This is a genomic window from Bradyrhizobium sp. AT1, assembly GCF_001590795.1.
Taxonomy (GTDB): domain Bacteria; phylum Pseudomonadota; class Alphaproteobacteria; order Rhizobiales; family Xanthobacteraceae; genus Bradyrhizobium.
On sequence record NZ_JXDL01000001.1, the window covers coordinates 6,271,134 to 6,288,627 of the forward strand.

Annotated in this window: 18 protein-coding genes; 9 read left to right on the plus strand and 9 right to left on the minus strand. The window is 65.5% G+C overall.

The window, feature by feature from the left end:
- Positions 1–92: 92 nt before the first annotated feature.
- From SE92_RS29055 to SE92_RS29065, 3 genes are all read right to left on the minus strand, one after another.
- A complete protein-coding gene (locus tag SE92_RS29055; RefSeq protein WP_063203823.1) occupies positions 93–971 on the minus strand; it encodes a formylglycine-generating enzyme family protein in 879 nt (292 codons plus the stop codon).
- Between the two features lie 55 nt (positions 972–1,026).
- Entirely contained in the window at positions 1,027–2,124 is a 1,098-nt protein-coding gene (gene nirK / locus SE92_RS29060) for a copper-containing nitrite reductase (RefSeq protein ID WP_063203824.1), read from the minus strand.
- Between the two features lie 322 nt (positions 2,125–2,446).
- A complete protein-coding gene (locus tag SE92_RS29065) occupies positions 2,447–2,647 on the minus strand; it encodes a hypothetical protein (protein WP_063201237.1) in 201 nt (66 codons plus the stop codon).
- A 166-nt stretch (positions 2,648–2,813) separates the two neighbouring features.
- On the opposite strand from SE92_RS29065, the gene hemN reads away from it, so the two are divergent.
- Positions 2,814–4,166 (plus strand): oxygen-independent coproporphyrinogen III oxidase, encoded by a 1,353-nt coding sequence (gene hemN, locus SE92_RS29070; RefSeq protein WP_063201240.1) that lies wholly within the window; start codon positions 2,814–2,816, stop codon positions 4,164–4,166.
- A gap of 149 nt (positions 4,167–4,315) precedes the next feature.
- Positions 4,316–4,513 (plus strand): DUF1858 domain-containing protein, encoded by a 198-nt coding sequence (locus SE92_RS29075; protein WP_063203825.1) that lies wholly within the window; start codon positions 4,316–4,318, stop codon positions 4,511–4,513.
- Positions 4,514–4,626: 113 nt separating this feature from the next.
- Here SE92_RS29075 and SE92_RS29080 read toward each other — a convergent pair whose 3' ends face one another.
- Positions 4,627–5,337, minus strand: a complete 711-nt coding sequence (locus SE92_RS29080; protein ID WP_063201243.1) for a Crp/Fnr family transcriptional regulator — start codon at positions 5,335–5,337, stop codon at positions 4,627–4,629.
- A 131-nt stretch (positions 5,338–5,468) separates the two neighbouring features.
- Between SE92_RS29080 and SE92_RS29085 the strand changes: the two genes are divergently transcribed.
- Complete coding sequence (locus tag SE92_RS29085) at positions 5,469–6,680, plus strand: NnrS family protein (protein ID WP_063201246.1); 1,212 nt, start codon at positions 5,469–5,471, stop codon at positions 6,678–6,680.
- Positions 6,681–6,682: 2 nt separating this feature from the next.
- Here the strand turns inward: SE92_RS29085 and SE92_RS29090 are convergent, their stop codons facing one another.
- On the minus strand, positions 6,683–7,720 hold the full coding sequence (locus tag SE92_RS29090; RefSeq protein ID WP_063201249.1) for an AraC family transcriptional regulator: 1,038 nt from the start codon (positions 7,718–7,720) through the stop codon (positions 6,683–6,685).
- Positions 7,721–7,924: 204 nt separating this feature from the next.
- On the opposite strand from SE92_RS29090, the gene SE92_RS29095 reads away from it, so the two are divergent.
- Together SE92_RS29095 and SE92_RS29100 are read left to right on the plus strand one after the other, a co-directional pair.
- Positions 7,925–8,545 (plus strand): response regulator transcription factor, encoded by a 621-nt coding sequence (locus SE92_RS29095; RefSeq protein ID WP_063201252.1) that lies wholly within the window; start codon positions 7,925–7,927, stop codon positions 8,543–8,545.
- A gap of 170 nt (positions 8,546–8,715) precedes the next feature.
- A complete protein-coding gene (locus SE92_RS29100; RefSeq protein WP_063201255.1) occupies positions 8,716–10,398 on the plus strand; it encodes a mucoidy inhibitor MuiA family protein in 1,683 nt (560 codons plus the stop codon).
- A 57-nt stretch (positions 10,399–10,455) separates the two neighbouring features.
- Here SE92_RS29100 and SE92_RS29105 read toward each other — a convergent pair whose 3' ends face one another.
- Genes SE92_RS29105 through SE92_RS37260 form a run of 4 tightly spaced genes read right to left on the minus strand, consistent with a single transcriptional unit; the run spans position 10,456 to position 13,510 of the window.
- Entirely contained in the window at positions 10,456–11,259 is an 804-nt protein-coding gene (locus tag SE92_RS29105) for a heme ABC transporter ATP-binding protein (protein WP_063201258.1), read from the minus strand.
- The gene (locus SE92_RS29110) at positions 11,256–12,347 is read right to left on the minus strand and encodes a FecCD family ABC transporter permease (RefSeq protein ID WP_063201261.1); all 1,092 of its coding nucleotides are present in this window, start codon (positions 12,345–12,347) and stop codon (positions 11,256–11,258) included. Before SE92_RS29110 ends, SE92_RS29105 begins: the two co-directional genes overlap by 4 nt.
- Positions 12,344–13,297, minus strand: a complete 954-nt coding sequence (locus tag SE92_RS29115; RefSeq protein ID WP_063201264.1) for a heme/hemin ABC transporter substrate-binding protein — start codon at positions 13,295–13,297, stop codon at positions 12,344–12,346. Before SE92_RS29115 ends, SE92_RS29110 begins: the two co-directional genes overlap by 4 nt.
- A 6-nt stretch (positions 13,298–13,303) precedes the next feature.
- Positions 13,304–13,510: a hemin uptake protein HemP gene (locus SE92_RS37260; RefSeq protein ID WP_063201266.1), complete on the minus strand. Its 207-nt coding sequence runs from the start codon at positions 13,508–13,510 to the stop codon at positions 13,304–13,306.
- Between the two features lie 263 nt (positions 13,511–13,773).
- Here SE92_RS37260 and SE92_RS29125 point away from each other — a divergent pair, with 263 nt between their 5' ends.
- From SE92_RS29125 to SE92_RS29140, 4 genes are all read left to right on the plus strand, one after another.
- Complete coding sequence (locus SE92_RS29125; protein WP_063201269.1) at positions 13,774–16,125, plus strand: TonB-dependent hemoglobin/transferrin/lactoferrin family receptor; 2,352 nt, start codon at positions 13,774–13,776, stop codon at positions 16,123–16,125.
- A gap of 93 nt (positions 16,126–16,218) precedes the next feature.
- Complete coding sequence (hmuQ, locus tag SE92_RS29130) at positions 16,219–16,551, plus strand: heme-degrading protein HmuQ (protein WP_063201272.1); 333 nt, start codon at positions 16,219–16,221, stop codon at positions 16,549–16,551.
- 27 nt (positions 16,552–16,578) lie between these two features.
- Entirely contained in the window at positions 16,579–17,082 is a 504-nt protein-coding gene (gene hutX, locus SE92_RS29135) for a heme utilization cystosolic carrier protein HutX (RefSeq protein ID WP_063201274.1), read from the plus strand.
- A 26-nt stretch (positions 17,083–17,108) separates the two neighbouring features.
- Positions 17,109–17,494: MotA/TolQ/ExbB proton channel family protein (locus SE92_RS29140; RefSeq protein WP_502686782.1), on the plus strand; the 386-nt coding region annotated here is incomplete at its 3' end.

The following is a 17,494-nucleotide window of genomic DNA, read 5'->3' on the forward strand; positions in this document are numbered from 1 at the left end:
TGCGAGGAGCTCTTGCGACGAAACAATCCACACTGCCAAAACGGAAAGATTCTGGATTGCTTCGCTGCGCTCGCAAATGACGCAAGAGCGACCTACGACCTCGCCGCCCACACCTTGGTCCATCGCGCCGACACGTTCGCCACCCACGATGTCTCCTCGCGCACCAGGCGGAAGCCGAGATTGGCGGGCGGTACGCCCTGGGCGCAGCCGCCGGCGCGGGCGTCGCGGATGAAATCGGTGACATAGGCGCGGTGTGCGCCCTCGGCGACGCGTACGCCGCAATTCACGGTCGGGCGGCCGGCATTGCCTGAAACGTCGACGCGCGAGCGCACGAAGCAGGTCGAGGTCCACTCCCAGACGTTGCCGGCGAGATCTTCGACGCCATGCTCGTTGGGACCGAACTTGCCGAACGGATAGGCCGTGGTGTCGGAGAGATCGCGTTCGGATTCGCGCTCGTAGCGGCTGATCCAGCGCTTGGAAGGATCGTTCGCATCGACCGCGACGCCGTCGTCCTTGAATCTGGAGCCGGCGGCAAAGGCCCATTCCGCATCGCTCGGGAGGCGGTAATGGTGGCCAGTCTTGCGCGACAGCCAGCCCGCATAGGCCTCGGCGTCGTGCCAGTTCACCTGCACCGCGGGGCGATCGGGAGCCACCGCCACGTCGCGATCGAGCGCGCGACAGGCGCCATCCTGCACGCAAAGCCGATAGTCGGATGACGAGACCTGATTTCGCATGATGTGCAGCGGCCGATCGACACGCATCGTGTAGAGCGGCGCTTCCGCCTGCTGCCCGCCGCGCGTGAAATCGCCGGCCTCACGATAGGACATGCTACCCGGCGCGACCTTGACGATCTCAGGCTCGGTCGCCGTGCCGTGGACCGCCATGTTCGAGACCAGCGGCGCCACCGCGATCGGCCCTGCGAGCCCGGCAGCGCAGGCGAGTGCCAGTTTGAGCTTGAATGCGATCAGCATGGTCATTCCCCGAAGGAAGAAAAAGGGGCCGGTGATGACCGGCCCCTCGTCGCGTTTAGTTGGTCTTGGCGGCCGGTATTTCGGCAGGCGCCTTCACCTGGGTCATCAGATCGTCGTTCCACTTGCCTTCGACCTTGAAGTGCGCGGTGGCACCGAGGTCTGCGGCCTCGATCAGGTTATGCGTGACATAGGCGTAGATGCCGGGCTGCATGAACTTGTACAGCGCAGCTCCTGCCGAGCCGCCGCGGATGAACCAGGTCTCGAGCCCGACCTCGGGTGCATTGCCGAACTTGCCGGTCTCCCAGACATAGTCGCCATGGCCGCCGATCAGATGCGGACGGCTGTCGCGGTTGGCCTGCGAATGCACGATCAGCACGTTCTCGCCGACATTGGCGGTCAGCGCGTTCTTGCCGGTGAGAGCTCCGACCTTGCCGTTGAACACGACGTGGGTGGGGATCAGCTTCTTCATCACCTCTTCTGTCTCGGTGAAGGCTTCGCCCGGCGAGTCGTAGGACTTGAAGTTGCCCTTCTCGTCGCGCGGCACATACATGTCCTGCTCGCCGACATAGTAGATCTTGTCGTATTTCAGCGCGTGGCCCTTGCCGTCGTTCAGTCCGTCGCGCGGCAGCACCATCACGGCGCCGTTCATGCCGGAGACGACGTGCCAGGGGATCATCGGGCCGCCCGGGGCGCAGTGATAGACGAACACGCCGGTCTTGGTTGCCTTCCAGCGCAGCACGACCTGCTCACCGGGATTGATCAGCGTGAGCGCACCGCCGCCGAGCGCGCCGGTCGCGGAATGGAAGTCGATGTTGTGCGGCATGGTGTTGGTCGAGGGATTGACCAGCGTCGTTTCGACGTAGTCGCCTTCATGCACGACCATCAGCGGGCCCGGCATCGAGCCGTTGAAGGTCATTGCCTGGAAGGTGGTGCCCTTCTCGTCGATGACGACCTTCTTCTCCTCGATCGTGAGCTTGAACTCGATGATCTTCGGACCTTGCTTGGTCGCTTGCTCGTGCGCGTGCACGAACGGCGGGGCGACCAGATCTACCTTTTGACGCGGCAGTTTGAGATCATCGGCAGCCAGCGCGGGGGTCGCCAGCATCAGGGCGGTCGCGGCGGCGCCGATCAATGCGACTCTGCGGGTGAACATCGGAAGCATCCTTCATCTTGGAAAGGTTTTGATGACGGATGCAGTGTGCGCCGATCGTGGCAAGAGTGTTTGCGCTGCGACAAGCTTTTGCCGGATTCGGCTACGCAACAGTACCTAGGTGTCTTGGCGGAGCAGGATCGGCGACACGACGTTAATTGCGTCCGCCGGCGTGATCGGATGTCGGGCCGCGTGAAGAAGCCCTCGTCCGCTTCGGATGTCGCGCAGGTGAGACCGCCGCAGTCTGCTGCGCCGATACGCAGATCCGCAACCGCCGGACTCTCGGTCCTCGCGGGATCACGATCGGGTCCTGGAAAAGATGCGGCTAGAAAAGATGCGTGGCAAGCCAGACTGCCGCCCAGATCACCAGTGCCAGCACGGCGAGGACAGCGATGACGGCGGCCAGAGCGCGCCCGGCGCCGGCCGGGGCCGGTGCGACCGGGGTCGGCCGGAAGTCGTCGAAACGCGGGATATGACCGCGGACGTCGAGCAGGGAAAGAACCAGTTCGAGGATGAGAAGCCTCATGGGCAAACGCTCCGGATGCCGCGCGAATTGACGTCATCATGGCCTGGAGCCGGCCGTTGCGCTTTGCGCGAGCGCAAGGTCGCCCCCTCGGATCCGGGTTAGTGAAGGACATTCAGTGATTTGCCGTGATGTCTGCACACGGCCGAAATTTACGAATGGGTAAGACATGAGACCTGATCTCGCGGCAAGCTATGGCGAAGAACGATTGCCACGCTATACGAGCTATCCGACCGCCCCGCATTTCTCGAAGGCGATCGGTCCGGATACCTACGCCAGCTGGTTGGCGGAGCTGCCGGCGAGCGCCAGCGCCTCGCTCTATCTGCACGTCCCGTTCTGCCGCGAGATGTGCTGGTATTGCGGCTGTCACACCCAGATCGTCCGCCGCGACGAGCTCATCGCCGGCTATCAGCGGACGCTGCGCAACGAGATCGTCCAGATTGCCGAAACCATCGGCCGCCGCATCAAGGTGGAGCACATCCATTTCGGCGGCGGCACGCCGACGATCATGGCGCCGGAGGCTTTCGCCGAGTTGATGGCGACCATGCGCCAGAAATTCTTCGTGCTGCCCTCGGCCGAAATCGCGGTCGAGATCGATCCCCGGACATTGACCGTCGACATGGTCGAGGCGATGCGGCTCTCCGGCGTCAACCGCGCAAGCCTCGGCGTGCAGAGCTTCGACCCCGTGGTGCAGAGGGCGATCAATCGCGTGCAGAGCTTCGAGCAGACGGCGTCCGTGGTCGAGCAGCTTCGGCGCGCCGGCATTTCGGGCGTTAATTTCGACCTGATCTACGGGCTGCCGCACCAGAACGTCGCGTCGTGCCTGGATACGGTTCGGCGCAGCCTCACTTTGGCGCCCGACCGCTTCTCCGTGTTCGGCTACGCCCATGTGCCCGAGTTCAAGAAGCACCAGCGCATGATCAACGAGGGCGTGCTGCCTGACGGTCTCGCGCGCCACGACCAGGCCTGTGCGATCGCCAATGCGTTGAAGGAGGCCGGCTACGTGCAGATCGGGCTCGATCATTTCGCGCGTCCCGACGATTCCATGGCGGTGGCGTTCGAGGAACGGACGCTGCGGCGCAATTTCCAGGGCTACACCACCGACAAGGGTGAAGTCCTGCTCGGTTTCGGTGCGAGCGCGATCGGGCATTTGCCGCAAGGCTACGTCCAGAACGAGGTGCAGATCGGCGCCTATGCGCAGAGCATCGCGGCCGGCCGTCCCGCCACCGCGAAGGGCTACGGGCTCACCGACGACGACCGGCTGCGTGCCGACATCATCGAACGGATCATGTGCGAGTTCAGCGCCGACCTCGGCGACATCTGCGCACGTCATGGAGCAGAGGCCGGCGAGATGCTGAACTCGGCAGCGCGTCTGAAGCCGCTGATCTCCGACGGCGTCGTCAGGCTGGAGGGCAGCCGTCTCGCAGTCGCGAAGGATTCGCGCTTCCTGGTCCGCAGCGTCGCCGCCGCGTTCGACGCGCATCTCAATCCGGCAAAGCAGCTGCACAGCCGCGCCGTGTAACGCGCTCGCCGCCATTCCGGGGCGCGCCTCTCGGCGCGAGCCCGGAATCCATTCCCCTCCTTGGCGGCGGAGAGAAGCAGCACCAGCTTGCGCTTCCACAAAGAAATTCCGCTCCGTCTCGTTATCGTCCGATCGGAACGGAGATGTCCATGTCTTTTGGATCCGACGATCTGGTCGATGACATCATGCGCACGGCGCCGCACACGATCCGCGTGTTTCTGGCCTTCAAGATGGCCTGTGTCGGTTGCCCGATCGCAACCTTCCACACGGTGGATGATGCCTGCCGCGAGCATGCCATTGACCGCGAGAAATTCCTCGCCGCCTTGTGCGATTGCGTGCCGGCGTGAAACGGTCTGGAATTCGCGCGGGCGCGCGCGGATTCCCGGGTGAGGGACGGCTTTCGCCGTAAGCGGAAGCGGCCCTCACCCCTATCTCGGGCGGAGACGTCCTGATGTGCGGCTCACGCCGATCCGCTGGCGGCGCTTCGCTCCGCCAACACGACGATCCCGTGCGGGTCGCGCAGGATGATGCGCTGGCGGCCGCTCTCGACGAGCCCTTGGCTTTCCCAACCGCTCAGGATGCGGCTGACGGTGTGCAGCGTGGTGCCGGTCATCTGCGCGATGTCCTGGCGGCTGATCGGGAAGTCGATTTCGATGCCGCGGTCGAGCTTCTTGCCGGACTGCTTGGCGAGGCGCAGCAGCGCATGCGCGACGCGCTGCTCGACCTGCTGGGTCGACATTTCCAGGATGCGGGTGTGGCTCTCCTGGAGGCGCGTGCCGACGGTCTGGAGCGTGTTGGCGGCAAGCGAGGGAAACCGCTCGACCAGCCGCGGCCAGGCCGAGGTCGGCCAGATCAGCACCACGCTGTCGTCGACCGCGATCGCTGTCGCGGGATACCGCGCGGCACCGATCGCCATGGCGAGGCCGAAGGTCTCGCCGGGCGCGACATAGCGCACCACGATCTGCTCGCCGGTCGGTGTCGTCTTGGCGGCGCGGACATGGCCGTGCAGCAGCAGGAAGAAGGATTGCGCGTCCGCGCCCTGCTCGAAGATGGCGCTGTTCTTGGGATAACGCGCCGAACGGGCCTCACGCAGGATCTCGTCCAGAGCTTCCGGCGTCATGCCGGCAAACAGCGGCAAATGCGCAACCAGCGATGTGTCGACCTTGGCCATTCTGCCTCCTTGGCACTGGGGAGTGTGATGGCACCTGCAATCGTCCGACAGTTTGCGATAGCGCAAAACGGGACGGCCGGGTGGCAGTATTTTTCCAAGCAACGAACTGAAATTGACTGGAGTTGACCCCCATGGCTGGAGCCCGATCCCGCAACTTTCAGGGCTGGCCGCTATTTGCGAACAGCTTTCGGCCCTTTTTCCTGCTGGCCGCGATCCAGGCGGGGCTGTCGATTCTGGCCTGGCTGCCGATGTTCTATGGCGAATTGTCGGTGAGTTCCGCGTTCGCCCCGCGCGACTGGCATGTCCACGAGATGCTCTATGGCTTCCTGCCGGCTGTCATCACCGGGTTCCTGTTCACGGCGATCCCGAACTGGACCGGGCGGTTGCCGATCCAGGGCACCTCGCTGGGGGCGCTGGTGACGGTCTGGCTTGCCGGGCGTGCCGCGGTGACGTTGTCGGCCGATATCGGCTGGGCGTTCGCGCTGGTCGTCGATGCCGCCTTCCTGACGCTGGTCGTCGCCGCCGCGGCGCGTGAGATCATCGCGGGCGGCAATTGGCGTAACCTGCCCGTGGTGGCGCTGGTGTCCGTTCTGCTCGCCGGCAACGTCGCTTTTCATATCGAGGCGCATGACCAGGGTGCGGCCGATGTCAGCATCCGCGTCGGCATCGGTGTGGTCGTGCTGCTGATCGCGCTGATCGGCGGTCGCATCATTCCGAGCTTCACCCGCAACTGGCTGGTCAAGTTCAATCCCGGCCGTCTGCCGGTGCCGTTCGCACGCTTCGACGGTGCGGTGATCGGATTGAGCGCGCTCGCGCTGATCTCGTGGGTCGTGGCGCCGTTGAATGCCGTCACCGGTGTCTTGATGGCGCTGGTCGGCGGCCTGCATCTGGTGCGGCTTGCGCGCTGGGCCGGCGATCGCACCTTTCGCGAGCGGCTGCTGGTGATCCTGCATATTGGTTACGTGTTCGTGCCGCTCGGCTTCATTCTGCACGCTCTGGCGGTTCTCGGAACGCTGCCGCCAAGCGCCGGCATCCACGCCTGGATGACGGGTGCGGCGGGAACCATGACGCTCGCCGTGATGACCCGCGCCAGCCTTGGTCATACCGGACAGGCGTTGACCGCTTCGCCGGCGGTTCAGGGAATCTATGCTGCGGTCGTCATCGCGGCTCTGGCCCGAGTTGCCGCCGTGGTGTTTTCCGCGCAGAGCGATCTTTTGTTGCACATCGCCGCCTGCGGCTGGCTCGTCGCCTTCCTCGGCTTTGCCGTCGCATTCGGCCCGCTGCTCGCCGGCAGCCGGCGGCGTGCCCTCGCCACGATGGGTGTGCCCGCACCGGTCCGCTGAGCTCAAGCTGCGCTCGCCGAGGGCGCGTCGGGTGCGGCTGCCTGTGGCCGCACGCCCTTGCGCCAGTCGGTGATGGTGCAGCCGAAATGGCCGCGGAACCAGCGCGCCATGGCGCTCTGCGCGGAGAAGCCAAGCTGCACCGCGATGTCGGCCAACGGCCGGCCAGGGTCGTCAATCAATTGGACTACGAGACCCGCGCGTTGCGCATCGAGGATGGCCGAGAAGCTGGTGCCTGAAGCCGCGAGGTGGCGGTGGATGGTGCGGCGAGTGCAGCCGAGATGCTCGGCGACGCGCTCTACTGTGCAGTCGCCGCTGGCGAGCAGGGTCCGCACGACCTCGTCGACCTTCCCGTCCCAACTCGCGGGCCGCGTCTCGATCGCCTCGATCCGCTTGCGCAGGTAAGTGGCGATCAGCGGATGCGCACTGGGGATCCGGCGCTCCATGTCGTGCGCCGACAGCAGGATCGCGTCTTCATCCGCGTTGAAGGTGACGCGGCAACCGAAGAAGTCGCTATAGCGCTTGCGATCGTGCGGCGGCGGATAATGCAGGTGGACTTCCTGCGGCCGCCAGTCATGTCCGTACAGCGATTGGATGATGCGATGGACGCTGCCGAGCGCCATGTCGATCGACTGGCGCGGCGCCATCGGCCGACGGCCGCGCAGATGCAGCGTGACGGCCACGGTCTGCTTGCCGCGCGTGACGTCCAGCCGCATGCCCTCGTGGTGGATATGGATGAAGCGCGAGAACGCTTCGATGGCTTCGCCGACGGTCGCCTGCTCGCGCACGATCAAGCCGACCGCGCCGAAATTGGTCAGGCCGCCGCGCTCGGCGAGACGCAAGCCGAAATCTTCGGCGCCGGATGCCGCTGCCGACAATTCGAGCAGACGGCGCAGGCCGGCGACGGCAATGAGGGTGTCTGGCGTGTCGAGGCAGGCCAGCGGCAGCCTGGCCTTGCGCATCATCTGTTTGGGATCGAGCCCGACCGACCGGGCGATCTCCGGGTAATAGCTCAAGCCTGCACTGCGAACGAGGTCGGTCATGCGAACCGTTCCTGCCAGCCATTCCCGCAGATGTCCCGAAATGTAAAGTTTCTGTCTCGATCCGTCAAATTCAGGAACCGGGTGGAACATACATAAGGAAAACCGAAGCACTGGCGTGAATGCCGTGCTCACGGCGGCGTTGCTGGGCGATGGAGCCCGCTGCCGTCTCGGATCATCTGACCAAGACATTGCTGGATCGGGATTATGCCGGGGAACATGCTTTCCAAGGGTGAGGTATTCGTCATCGACACCGACGCTGCCTCCCGCGAACAACTTTCGACCGCGCTCCAACAGAGCGCCTATGACGTGATCTGCTTCGCCGACGGCGCGTCTCTGTTGTCAGAGGCCAAGACGCGGATGCCGGCCTGCGTACTGATGGAGCTGCCGCCCGATCGCTCGGGCCTCGACATGCTCAAGCGGCTGCGCGAGGAGAACTGCATGGCGCCGGTGCTGGTGACCTCGGCGAATGGCAGCATCGCCATGGCGGTCGACGCCATCAAGAACGGCGCGGCCGACTTCATCGAAAAGCCGTTCCGCACCCACGACATCGTCGATCGGATCGATGCCGCCATCGATGAATTCGCGCAGCCCGGCCCGAGCCGCCAGGGCTGGCTGCCCGGCTGCGACCCACTGACGGCACGCGAAGTCGGCGTGCTCGAGCACCTTGCCGCCGGCCTGACCAACAAGGAGATCGCCCGCCGCATGCATCTGAGCGCGCGGACGGTCGAAGGCTACCGCGCCAGCATTTTGAGGAAGGCCGGCGCGAAGAACGTGACCGATCTGCTCCGGCGCATCTTCGGCCAGGGTTCGACGACCCAGGCGTGAGGACTGCCGCGGGACTGCCTAACGTTCCGCGGCCTTGCTGCCGCCGCAGCGGCGCCCCAAGGAAACCCCAATCGAACCAGTTCCTTCCCTGCCGCGTCCAACCATGTTGGCGAGGCATTTGATCGCGTGCGTCCGGCTGGCGGCGCGGCGATACCGGCAGGAGGGACTTTATGCGCATCACCGCAAGATGTTTGGCGACCACGAGCCTGGTTCTGGTGACCATGGCGACGGCAGCGCCGTCATGGGCCGCCGAATTGGATACCAACTCGGCGATCGACGCCGTCACGGTCTATCCCGATGGCGCCACCGTCACCCGCGTCATCACGATCGACCTGCCATCCGGAGACTCGACGCTGGTCGCGAAGGATTTTCCGCTGGCTCTCGATACGTCCTCGATCCGTGTCGAGGGCGAAGGCGGAGCCAAGCTCACCATCGGCACGATCGACGCGCGCCCGCCGCGTGCGGCGCCGGTCAACCTGCCCGAACTGGAAAAGCGGCTCGAAGCCCTGAACGACCAGCGCGCCGACCTGCAAGGCGCGATCGACTCGGCCAATGCCCGCCGCAAGTTTGCGGAGCACTTCGCGGAGGCCGCCCCCGTCGGCATCGGCGAGAAAGGCGAGGCGCGGCCGATCGCCGAATGGCGCACGGCCTTTGCCGCGGTCGGCGACGAAATTGCGAGCGCCGATACCGCGGTTCGCGAAGCCACGCGCAAGTTGCGCGAGATCGACCGGCAGATCGCCCAGCTCGACGCCGAGCGCAAGGCCAAGCCGGCGAGCAAGCTCGAGGTCCGCATGGACATCGCCGCGCCTGCTGCGACCAAGGCGACGTTGCGGGTCACTTACAATGTGCGCAATGCGCGCTGGATGCCGCTCTACGACGCCCGCCTCGACACCGGCGCCAAGGACCGCAAGCCGCAACTGGAGCTGGTCCGCCGCGCCGAGATCACGCAATCGACCGGGGAGGACTGGTCGAACGTCACGCTCGGCGTTTCCACGGTGCGTATCAGCCGCGGCGGCAGCGCACCGGAGCTGCATTCGCTACTGGCGCAATATCCGCAGATGCCGAAGCCGCGCGCCCTGGGCAGCGTCTCGGATATGGCCGCGCCCGTTGCTCCCGCGCCGATGCTGCGAAAGATGGAAGTGCCCGCCTATGCTGCTAGATCCAGGGAGGAGATCGCGGAGCGCGCCGACGAGCAGCAAGCCGTCGCCGAGATCGGCGATTTCCAGGCCACCTTCAAGATTCCCGGCCGCGTCAGCCTTGGCGCCCAGGAGGGCGCCAAGAGCCTGCGCATCGCGGCCATGACCGTGCCGGCCGATCTGGCCGTGCGCGCCGCGCCGGTGATCGACCCGACCGCCTTCCTCGAAGCCAGCTTCAAGCAGACGGACGACGCCACTCTGCTGCCCGGCAAGGTCGCGATCTATCGCGACGGCGTCTTTGTCGGTCGCGGCAAGATCTCGGCGTCGGCCAAGGACGATATCGTCCGGCTCGGCTTCGGTGCCGACGACAAGGTCAGGATCGAGCGCGCCGTGCTCAAGCGCAACGAAGGTTCGGCCGGCCTGCTGGTCACGACGTCCAAGACCGACGAGCGTTCGTTCAAGACCACCATCCGCAACGGTCACGATTTCCCGATCAAGGTCGCGATCGAGGATCAGTTGCCGGTCAGCGAGAGTGAGGACATCGTCGTCGAGATGCTGCCCGCGACCACGCCGCCCACGGCAAAAGATATCCGCGACAAGCGCGGCGTGCTGGAATGGTCGTTCGACGCCAAGCCTGGCGAAGTCAAGGACATCAACTTCGCCTGGCGCATCCGCTGGCCGAAGGACAAGAGCATGGTGATCGTCCCGGCGGGGTAGGGGCCAAGGCGCGACGCCCTCTTACCTCGCCTCGCTTGCGGGGCGAGGGGCGCACCTTCACCGCGGCGGCACCGCCGCCTGCATCGATTGCGGCAGCACGTAAGGCACGCCGTCGTCGTTCCGATGCACCACGGCGTCGATCTCGAAGATGTCGCGGATGGTCTCGCGGGTGAGCACATCGGCGCGCGGGCCATCCGCGGCGAGCTTGCCGCCAACCAGCACGACGAGCCGGTCGGCGAAGCGGATCGCGAGATTGAGGTCGTGCAGGATGGCGATCACCGCCGTGCCGCTGCGAGCGCGGCGGCGGGCGGCTTCGACGAGGTCGATCTGGTGGCGCAGATCGAGGCTCGAGGTCGGCTCGTCCAGCAGCAGAAGTCCAGCTCCATGCTCGGCTTCACCGCAGCCGAGCTGCACCAGCACGCGGGCGAAATGGGCGCGCTGCTGCTCGCCGCCCGATAGCGTCGGCAATGGCCGGTCGCGAAAATGCGCAAGGCCGACCTCGTCCAGGGCCGCCTCGACGAGCAAGCCCGCTTCACGCGCGCTGCGCTCGCCCGCGCCCATCAGCACGATCTCTTCGACGGTGAAGGGGAAGGTGACGTTGATGTGCTGGGACAGCATGGCGCGGCGCGCGGCGAGCTCGCGCGGCGTGAAGCTTCTGATGTCGCGCTGCTTCAGGCGCACCTCGCCGGCGTTCGGCTGGAGATCGCCGGAGAGCAACCGCAGCAGCGTCGATTTGCCGGCGCCGTTCGGGCCGATGATGGCGACCATCTCGCCGGCCGCAACGGTCAGGCTGACGCCGTCGAGCAGGGGCGCGCGGCCGGCACGCTTGTTCAGAGAGCGCGCCTCGATCACGGTGCTCATAGCGAGGCGAACCCGCGCTGCCGCAGCAGAATGAACAGGAAGACCGGCGCGCCCACGGCCGCGGTCAGAATGCCGATCGGCATCTCCGCCGGCGCGACGATCGTGCGCGCCAGCGTATCGGCACCGACCATCAGGATCGCGCCTGATAGCACCGAGGCGGGCAGCAGCAGCCGGTGCGCAGGTCCTATGACGAGGCGCAAGAGATGCGGCACGACGATGCCGACGAAACCGATGACGCCGCTGATCGACACCGCGACGCCGGTCATGGCGGAGACCATGACGATCGAGATCCGCTTCAGGCGCTCGACATCGACCCCGCCGTGAAAGGCGTCGGCCTCCCCGAGCACCAGCAGATCGAGACCGCGTGCGACGAAGGCGCAAGCAGCGAGCCCGATGACGAGGATCGGCGCCAGCGCGGCGGCCTTGGCCCAGGTCACGCCGCTCATCGAGCCCAGCAGCCAGAACGTGATGTCGCGGAGCTGGCGGTCATCGGCGACGAAGACCAGAAGCCCGATGCCGGCATTGGCGATGGCGGTGATGGCGACGCCGGCGAGCAGGAAAATCGCGATCGAGGTGCGCCCCGATCGGCTCGAGATGCCGTAGAGGATCGCGGTCGTGGCCAGCGATCCGGCAAAGGCTGCGAGCGGCAGCAGCTCGGTCTGGAGGAAGCGCAGCGTCTCGCCGAAGCGCGAATCGGTGAACACGATCGTGCTTGCGGCTGCGAGCGCGCCGCCGCTGGAGACGCCCACCAGCGCGGGATCGGCGAGAGGATTACGAAACAGGCCCTGCATGATCGCGCCGGCTACGGCGAGCAGGCCGCCGATCATCGCCGCCGCCGCGATCCTGGGAATGCGGATCGACCACAGCACGAGCTGATCGCGTGCCGTCATGGCCGTGCTCTCGCCCGAGAGCCCGAGTGCGGAGGGCAGGCGGGAAAGGGGGATGCCGGCGGCGCCGACGGTCAGAGCGACGATGGCGGTGATCGCGAGCACGGCGATCAGGAGGAGAATGGCCAATGATGCGGACGGCCGTCCGGCGCGGGCGCGATGGTCCGGGCTGCGCGGCTCGGTCGCGATCGTCACGCTCATTGCCGGCAATTCGCCGCCGACAGCGCCGACGTGAATGCATCGCTCCGTTCCGCCAAGGCGGGATAGAGTCTTACGGAGAGATCGCGCGCCGCCGCCGCAGTCCTTGGGCCGAAGCCGAGCAGATAGAGCCCATCCATCGTGATGAAGCTCTTGTTGGCCGCGACCGGTGTCAGCGCAAAGCCGGGATGGGCATAGATCGCGTCGGCCTGCAGCGAGTCCTTGCCGCGTTCGATCGACAGCGCGACGTCGGGTCTTGCCGCCGCGATCGCCTCGTCGCCGATGATCTTGTAGCCGTCGAAATCGTCGACGGCGTTGGCGGCACCCGCGAGCTGGATGATTTCGTCGGCCGCCGTCTTCCGGCCGGCCACCATGGCCCGCCCGTTCTGGAGCGACATCACGAACATCACGCGCATCGGCTTGGCCACCTTGGCGCGCAGCGTTTGGAGCTGCGCGAGATCGGCGCCGACCGCGGCGCTGAGGCATTCGGCGCGTGCGTCGACGCCCATGGCATGGCCGACGAGCTTGATCTTCTCGATCAAGCCGTCCTCGGTGAAGGTCTCGGGCACCAGCACCAACGGGATTTTCGCGGTTTCCAGGATCTCCATGGTCTCGCGCGGACCCGAGCCCTGGATCGCCAGGATCAGGGTGGGATTGAGGCCCAGCACGCCTTCGGCGGAGATCTGGCGCATGTAGCCGACATTGGGTTTGTCGTGCAGCGCGGCCGCCGGATAAAGGCTCGTGGTGTCGACGCCGACCAGCCGGTTTTCGAGCCCGAGCGCATAGAGGATCTCGGTGATGGCGCCGCCGATCGAGACCGTCCGTGCGAAATCAGTCACGGCGATCTCGCGATTGCGCGCGTCATGCACGGTGATGCCGGCGGCGTGCGCGGCAGAGGCGAGCGCGATTCCGCTGGAGAGCAGGAGGGTGGCGAAGCTGCGACAAAATGTCATTGCGGATTACTTCGTCAGGATCAGCTTGTTCTGCGAGGTCAGGCGAAGCCGGTAATTGTCTTCGCCATGCGCGATGATGATCTCGCGCTCGGCGGCGAACAGCTCGCGGCTGTCGATCCGGCTCCCACGCATGATGAGAGTTCTCGTTGTCGCAGAAGGGCTTTCTGCCGCCCCCGCCGCGCCGCCATTGTTGTCTGCGGACGTTGCTGACATGTGAAGTGTGATGCGCCTTCGAAATCCTGGAGTGCTGCTTGTTTGTATAAGCGGCAGGAGGCGCATTCCAACGGCTGCAATTTACAATCGATATAAACTGCAACGTGATGTCATTGACCGTCAGACTATCGCCACGTAACCATTTCTTGCAGCGGGGAACATGCCCGCCTCTTGAGACAATCAGCCAGCCAGTCGCCCGCGTTGCGAGCGCCCGCCAGCCAACAGACCGAAATAGCTAAATTGAAGTGCAGGCTGGGGCTGATATGGCTGACGGGGCTAGGTATTCGCGCGCCCTGATTTTGGGCGCGTCGGTGGTTTCAATCGCGGTGATCACGGCGGAGAGCGGTCTTGCGCAGACCGCATCGCCGCAGGCTGAAAATGCGGCCTCGGAGCGGCCGAAGCAGGCGAGGCGCAAGCAGGCCAAACCGCAAGTCGCGCAGCAGGCAGCGCCCGAAGTGATGAACGCCCGCGCCCAGGCCGCCGGCGCTGCGCCCGTGCAGACGCTCGATGCGATCACGGTTGCTGCAACGAAGGTTGAGGAGCGTGCGATCGACTCGCTCGCGCCGGTCAGCACGGTGACGCTCGACAAGATCCAGGGGCTTCAGCCGAACCGGCTGTCGGATGTTTTCTACGCGGTGCCCGGCGTGTCGTTCCAGGAGCGCGGCGACGATCCTGCGACCGTCATCAATATCCGCGGCTTGCAGGAGTTCGGGCGCGTCGCGGTGGTCGTCGACGGTGCGCGCCAGAACTACCAGCGCACCGGCCACAATGCGAGCGGCTCCTTCTTCCTCGATCCCGAACTGGTCGGGGGTGTCGACGTCGTGCGCGGTCCGACCGCCAACATCTACGGCTCCGGCGCGATCGGCGGCCTCGTCTCGTTCCGGACCAAGGACATCGAGGACGTGCTGCGCCCCGGCGAGCGCTGGGGCGTCGATCTCTCGGGCTCCTATGGCTCCAACAACAATCGCGGCCTAGGCTCGGTGTTCGGCGGCGTACGCGCCACGCCTGATGTCGATATTTTCGGCGGCGCGGTCTATCGCACGCAAGGCAATTACAAGGACGGCAACGGCACCGAGATCGGCAACACCGGTAACCAGGTCGAGAGCGGGCTGATGAAGCTCACGGTCCGTCCCGCGCTCGGCCACGAGGTCAAGTTCGGCGCCATCTTCCAGGACTATCAATACGATATCGGTCAGTTCAACCGGGGCCCGGTCGCGACCCCGGCCCAGCGCGCGCTGTATCAGGGTTCGTCGGTCTACGCCTCCGACGCCAAGAACTACACCGGCACGATCACCTGGAATTACGCGCTGCCGAGCGACAATCTTTTCGACTGGCACATGTCGCTCTATGGCAACCGCGTCGATAACGACCAGACCAAGACCTACCACTATTCGACCTCGGGTGCGGCTCTGTGCGGCACCGGCAATTTCGGCAACAACATCTCGGGCTGCGTCGGCGACAAGCGCGGCTATGTCCTCAATACCTACGGCATCGACGCCAACAACACGACGCGATTCAATGTCGGCGACTGGCGCAACGCACTCACCGTGGGCTTCGATGCGTTCCAGGACGACGTGATCACGACCGACAGCCGCGGCAATTCCAACATCACGACACCGAGCGGCATCCGTACCGTGTCGGGCGGTTTCCTGCAGTTGAAGCAGAACTACAGCACCTGGTTCGAGGCGGTGAGCGCGATCCGCTACGATCGTTACGATCTGGAATCGGGCAAGACCAACGGCAGCGGCGACCGCTTCTCGCCGAAGATCACCCTCGGGGTCACGCCGGTTCCGGGCTTCCAGCCCTATGTCAGCTACGCCGAAGGCTATCGCGCACCGTCGATCACCGAGACGGTGATCTCCGGCGCGCACGCAACCGGCGGCGGACCGGCGTTCTTCCCATGTCCCGACGGCACCGTCGGCCTGTTCTGCTTCCTGCCCAACCCGAACCTTCGCCCGGAGGTCGGCAAGAACAAGGAAGTCGGCATCAACCTGAAGTACGACAATATCTTCAGCGCCGGCGACTCCTTCCGCGGCAAGATCAATCTGTTCCGCAACGACGTTTCCGACTACATCGACCTCGTCGCGTCGGCGCCGGTCGCTGTGCCGCCGTTCGGCTCCTTCAGCCAGTACTACCAGTACCAGAACATCGCGCAGGCCCGTATCCAGGGTTTCGAGGCGGAAACGATGTACGATGCCGGCGACTGGTTCATCGGTGTCGCCGGTCATTACATCCAGGGCAAGAACGCCGTCACCAATGTCGGGCTCGCGACCATCACCCCGCGCAAGGTCGTCACGACCGGTGGCGTCCGCCTGCTCGATCGCACCCTGATCCTGTCGGCGCAATGGGCCTCGTTCGGCGCCAACAATGATGTGCCCGCCGGCTATCTGCCGGCAACCGGCTACGAGCTGGTCAATCTGTACATGACCTACAACGCGACCAAGGACATCGTGTTCTCGGCCTCGATCGACAATCTCTTGAACCAGTACTACCGGCCTTACGCCATTCCCGGCTCGTCGACCGACGGCACCACGCAGAACGACGTGCTGTGGTCGAGCCCCGGGCCGGGCAGGGTCTACAAGGCCGGCATGAAGATCCACTTTGGAGGTGCGTAACGCGCATCGCAGCACCACAAACCTCCGCCGGGCCGCGCTGATGCTCCAGCGCGGCTGCGGCGCGTTTCGTTTTGATCAGAAGGAGAGACTTTGATGTTCATCGCCATGAATCGTTTCCAGGTGAAGAGGGGCGCGGAGACCGCGTTCGAAACCGTCTGGGCCACGCGCGAATCCTATCTCGGCAGCATGCCGGGCTTCGTCGAGTTTCATCTGTTGAAGGGCCCGGAGGCCGAGGACCACACGCTCTATTCGTCGCACACCTCCTGGGTCGACAAGGCCGCGTTCGAGGCCTGGACCCGCTCCGAGGAATTCCGCCGCGCCCATGCCCGCGCCGACAACCGGACCGGCGAGAGCCTCTATCTCGGCCATCCCAAGTTCGAGGGCTTTGAGGTGATCCAGAGCGAGCGCAAAGCCGCGGCCGCTTGAAGGCATGGCGCAGGAGAGGAGCCGGACATGTTGAGCACCGATCTCGCTGATCTCAAAGCGTACATGGCCGACAATCCCGGCGCGGTGATCGAGGACGTCGCGCGCGAGCGCAACGTCACCCCGCGCGCGGTGATCGAGGCGCTGCCGCCGACCATGGTGCGCATCGGGAGCGGCGAGCATTTCGCCGCCGCTATGCAGGATATCGCGGAATGGGGCGAGGTCACGCTGATCGTGCACACGGACGATGCGATCTTCGAATTCACCGGCGCCGTCCCCGCGGGCGAGATCGGCCGCGGCTATTTCAACCTGATGCAGCCGAAGGGGCTGCACGGCCATCTCCGTCATGAGCGCTGTGCAGGCGTCGCCTTCGTCGAGCGGCCCTTCATGGGCAAGAGTTCGGCCTTCGCGGCGTTCGTGAACGTCGACGGCGGCATCATGTTCAAGGTGTTCGTCGGTCGCGACGAGACAAGGGCGTTGCGGACGGATCAACTGGTGCGGTTTCGCCGGCTTGCGGACCGGATCGCGGCGTAGCTCGCTCAATCCATCGGGAGATCAGGATGCAGGGCAATCTTGGGGTTCGGCATGTGATCCTGACGATCGCGCTGGCGCTCGCGCCGGCGCCGGCCTTTGCGATCGACGAGGCCCTGCTGCCGCGCAATCTGTCGCCCTGGGGCATGTTCCTCGGCGCCGATATCGTCGTGAAGACGGTGATGGTCGGGCTTGCTGTCGCCTCGCTGGTGACCTGGACGGCGTGGCTGGCCAAGACCATCGAGCTGCGCCGCAAGGGCGCTCTCGCCTTGCGGCGGACGCGCGCGCTCGAAGGCAACATGACGTTGGCCGAGGCCTCGGCACGCGCCGGTGACGCGCATGACGCCGTTGCCCAGCTCATCCAGTCCTGCGCCAGGGAGGCCGAGCTCTCCGGCGGCGTGCTCGACGACGGCCT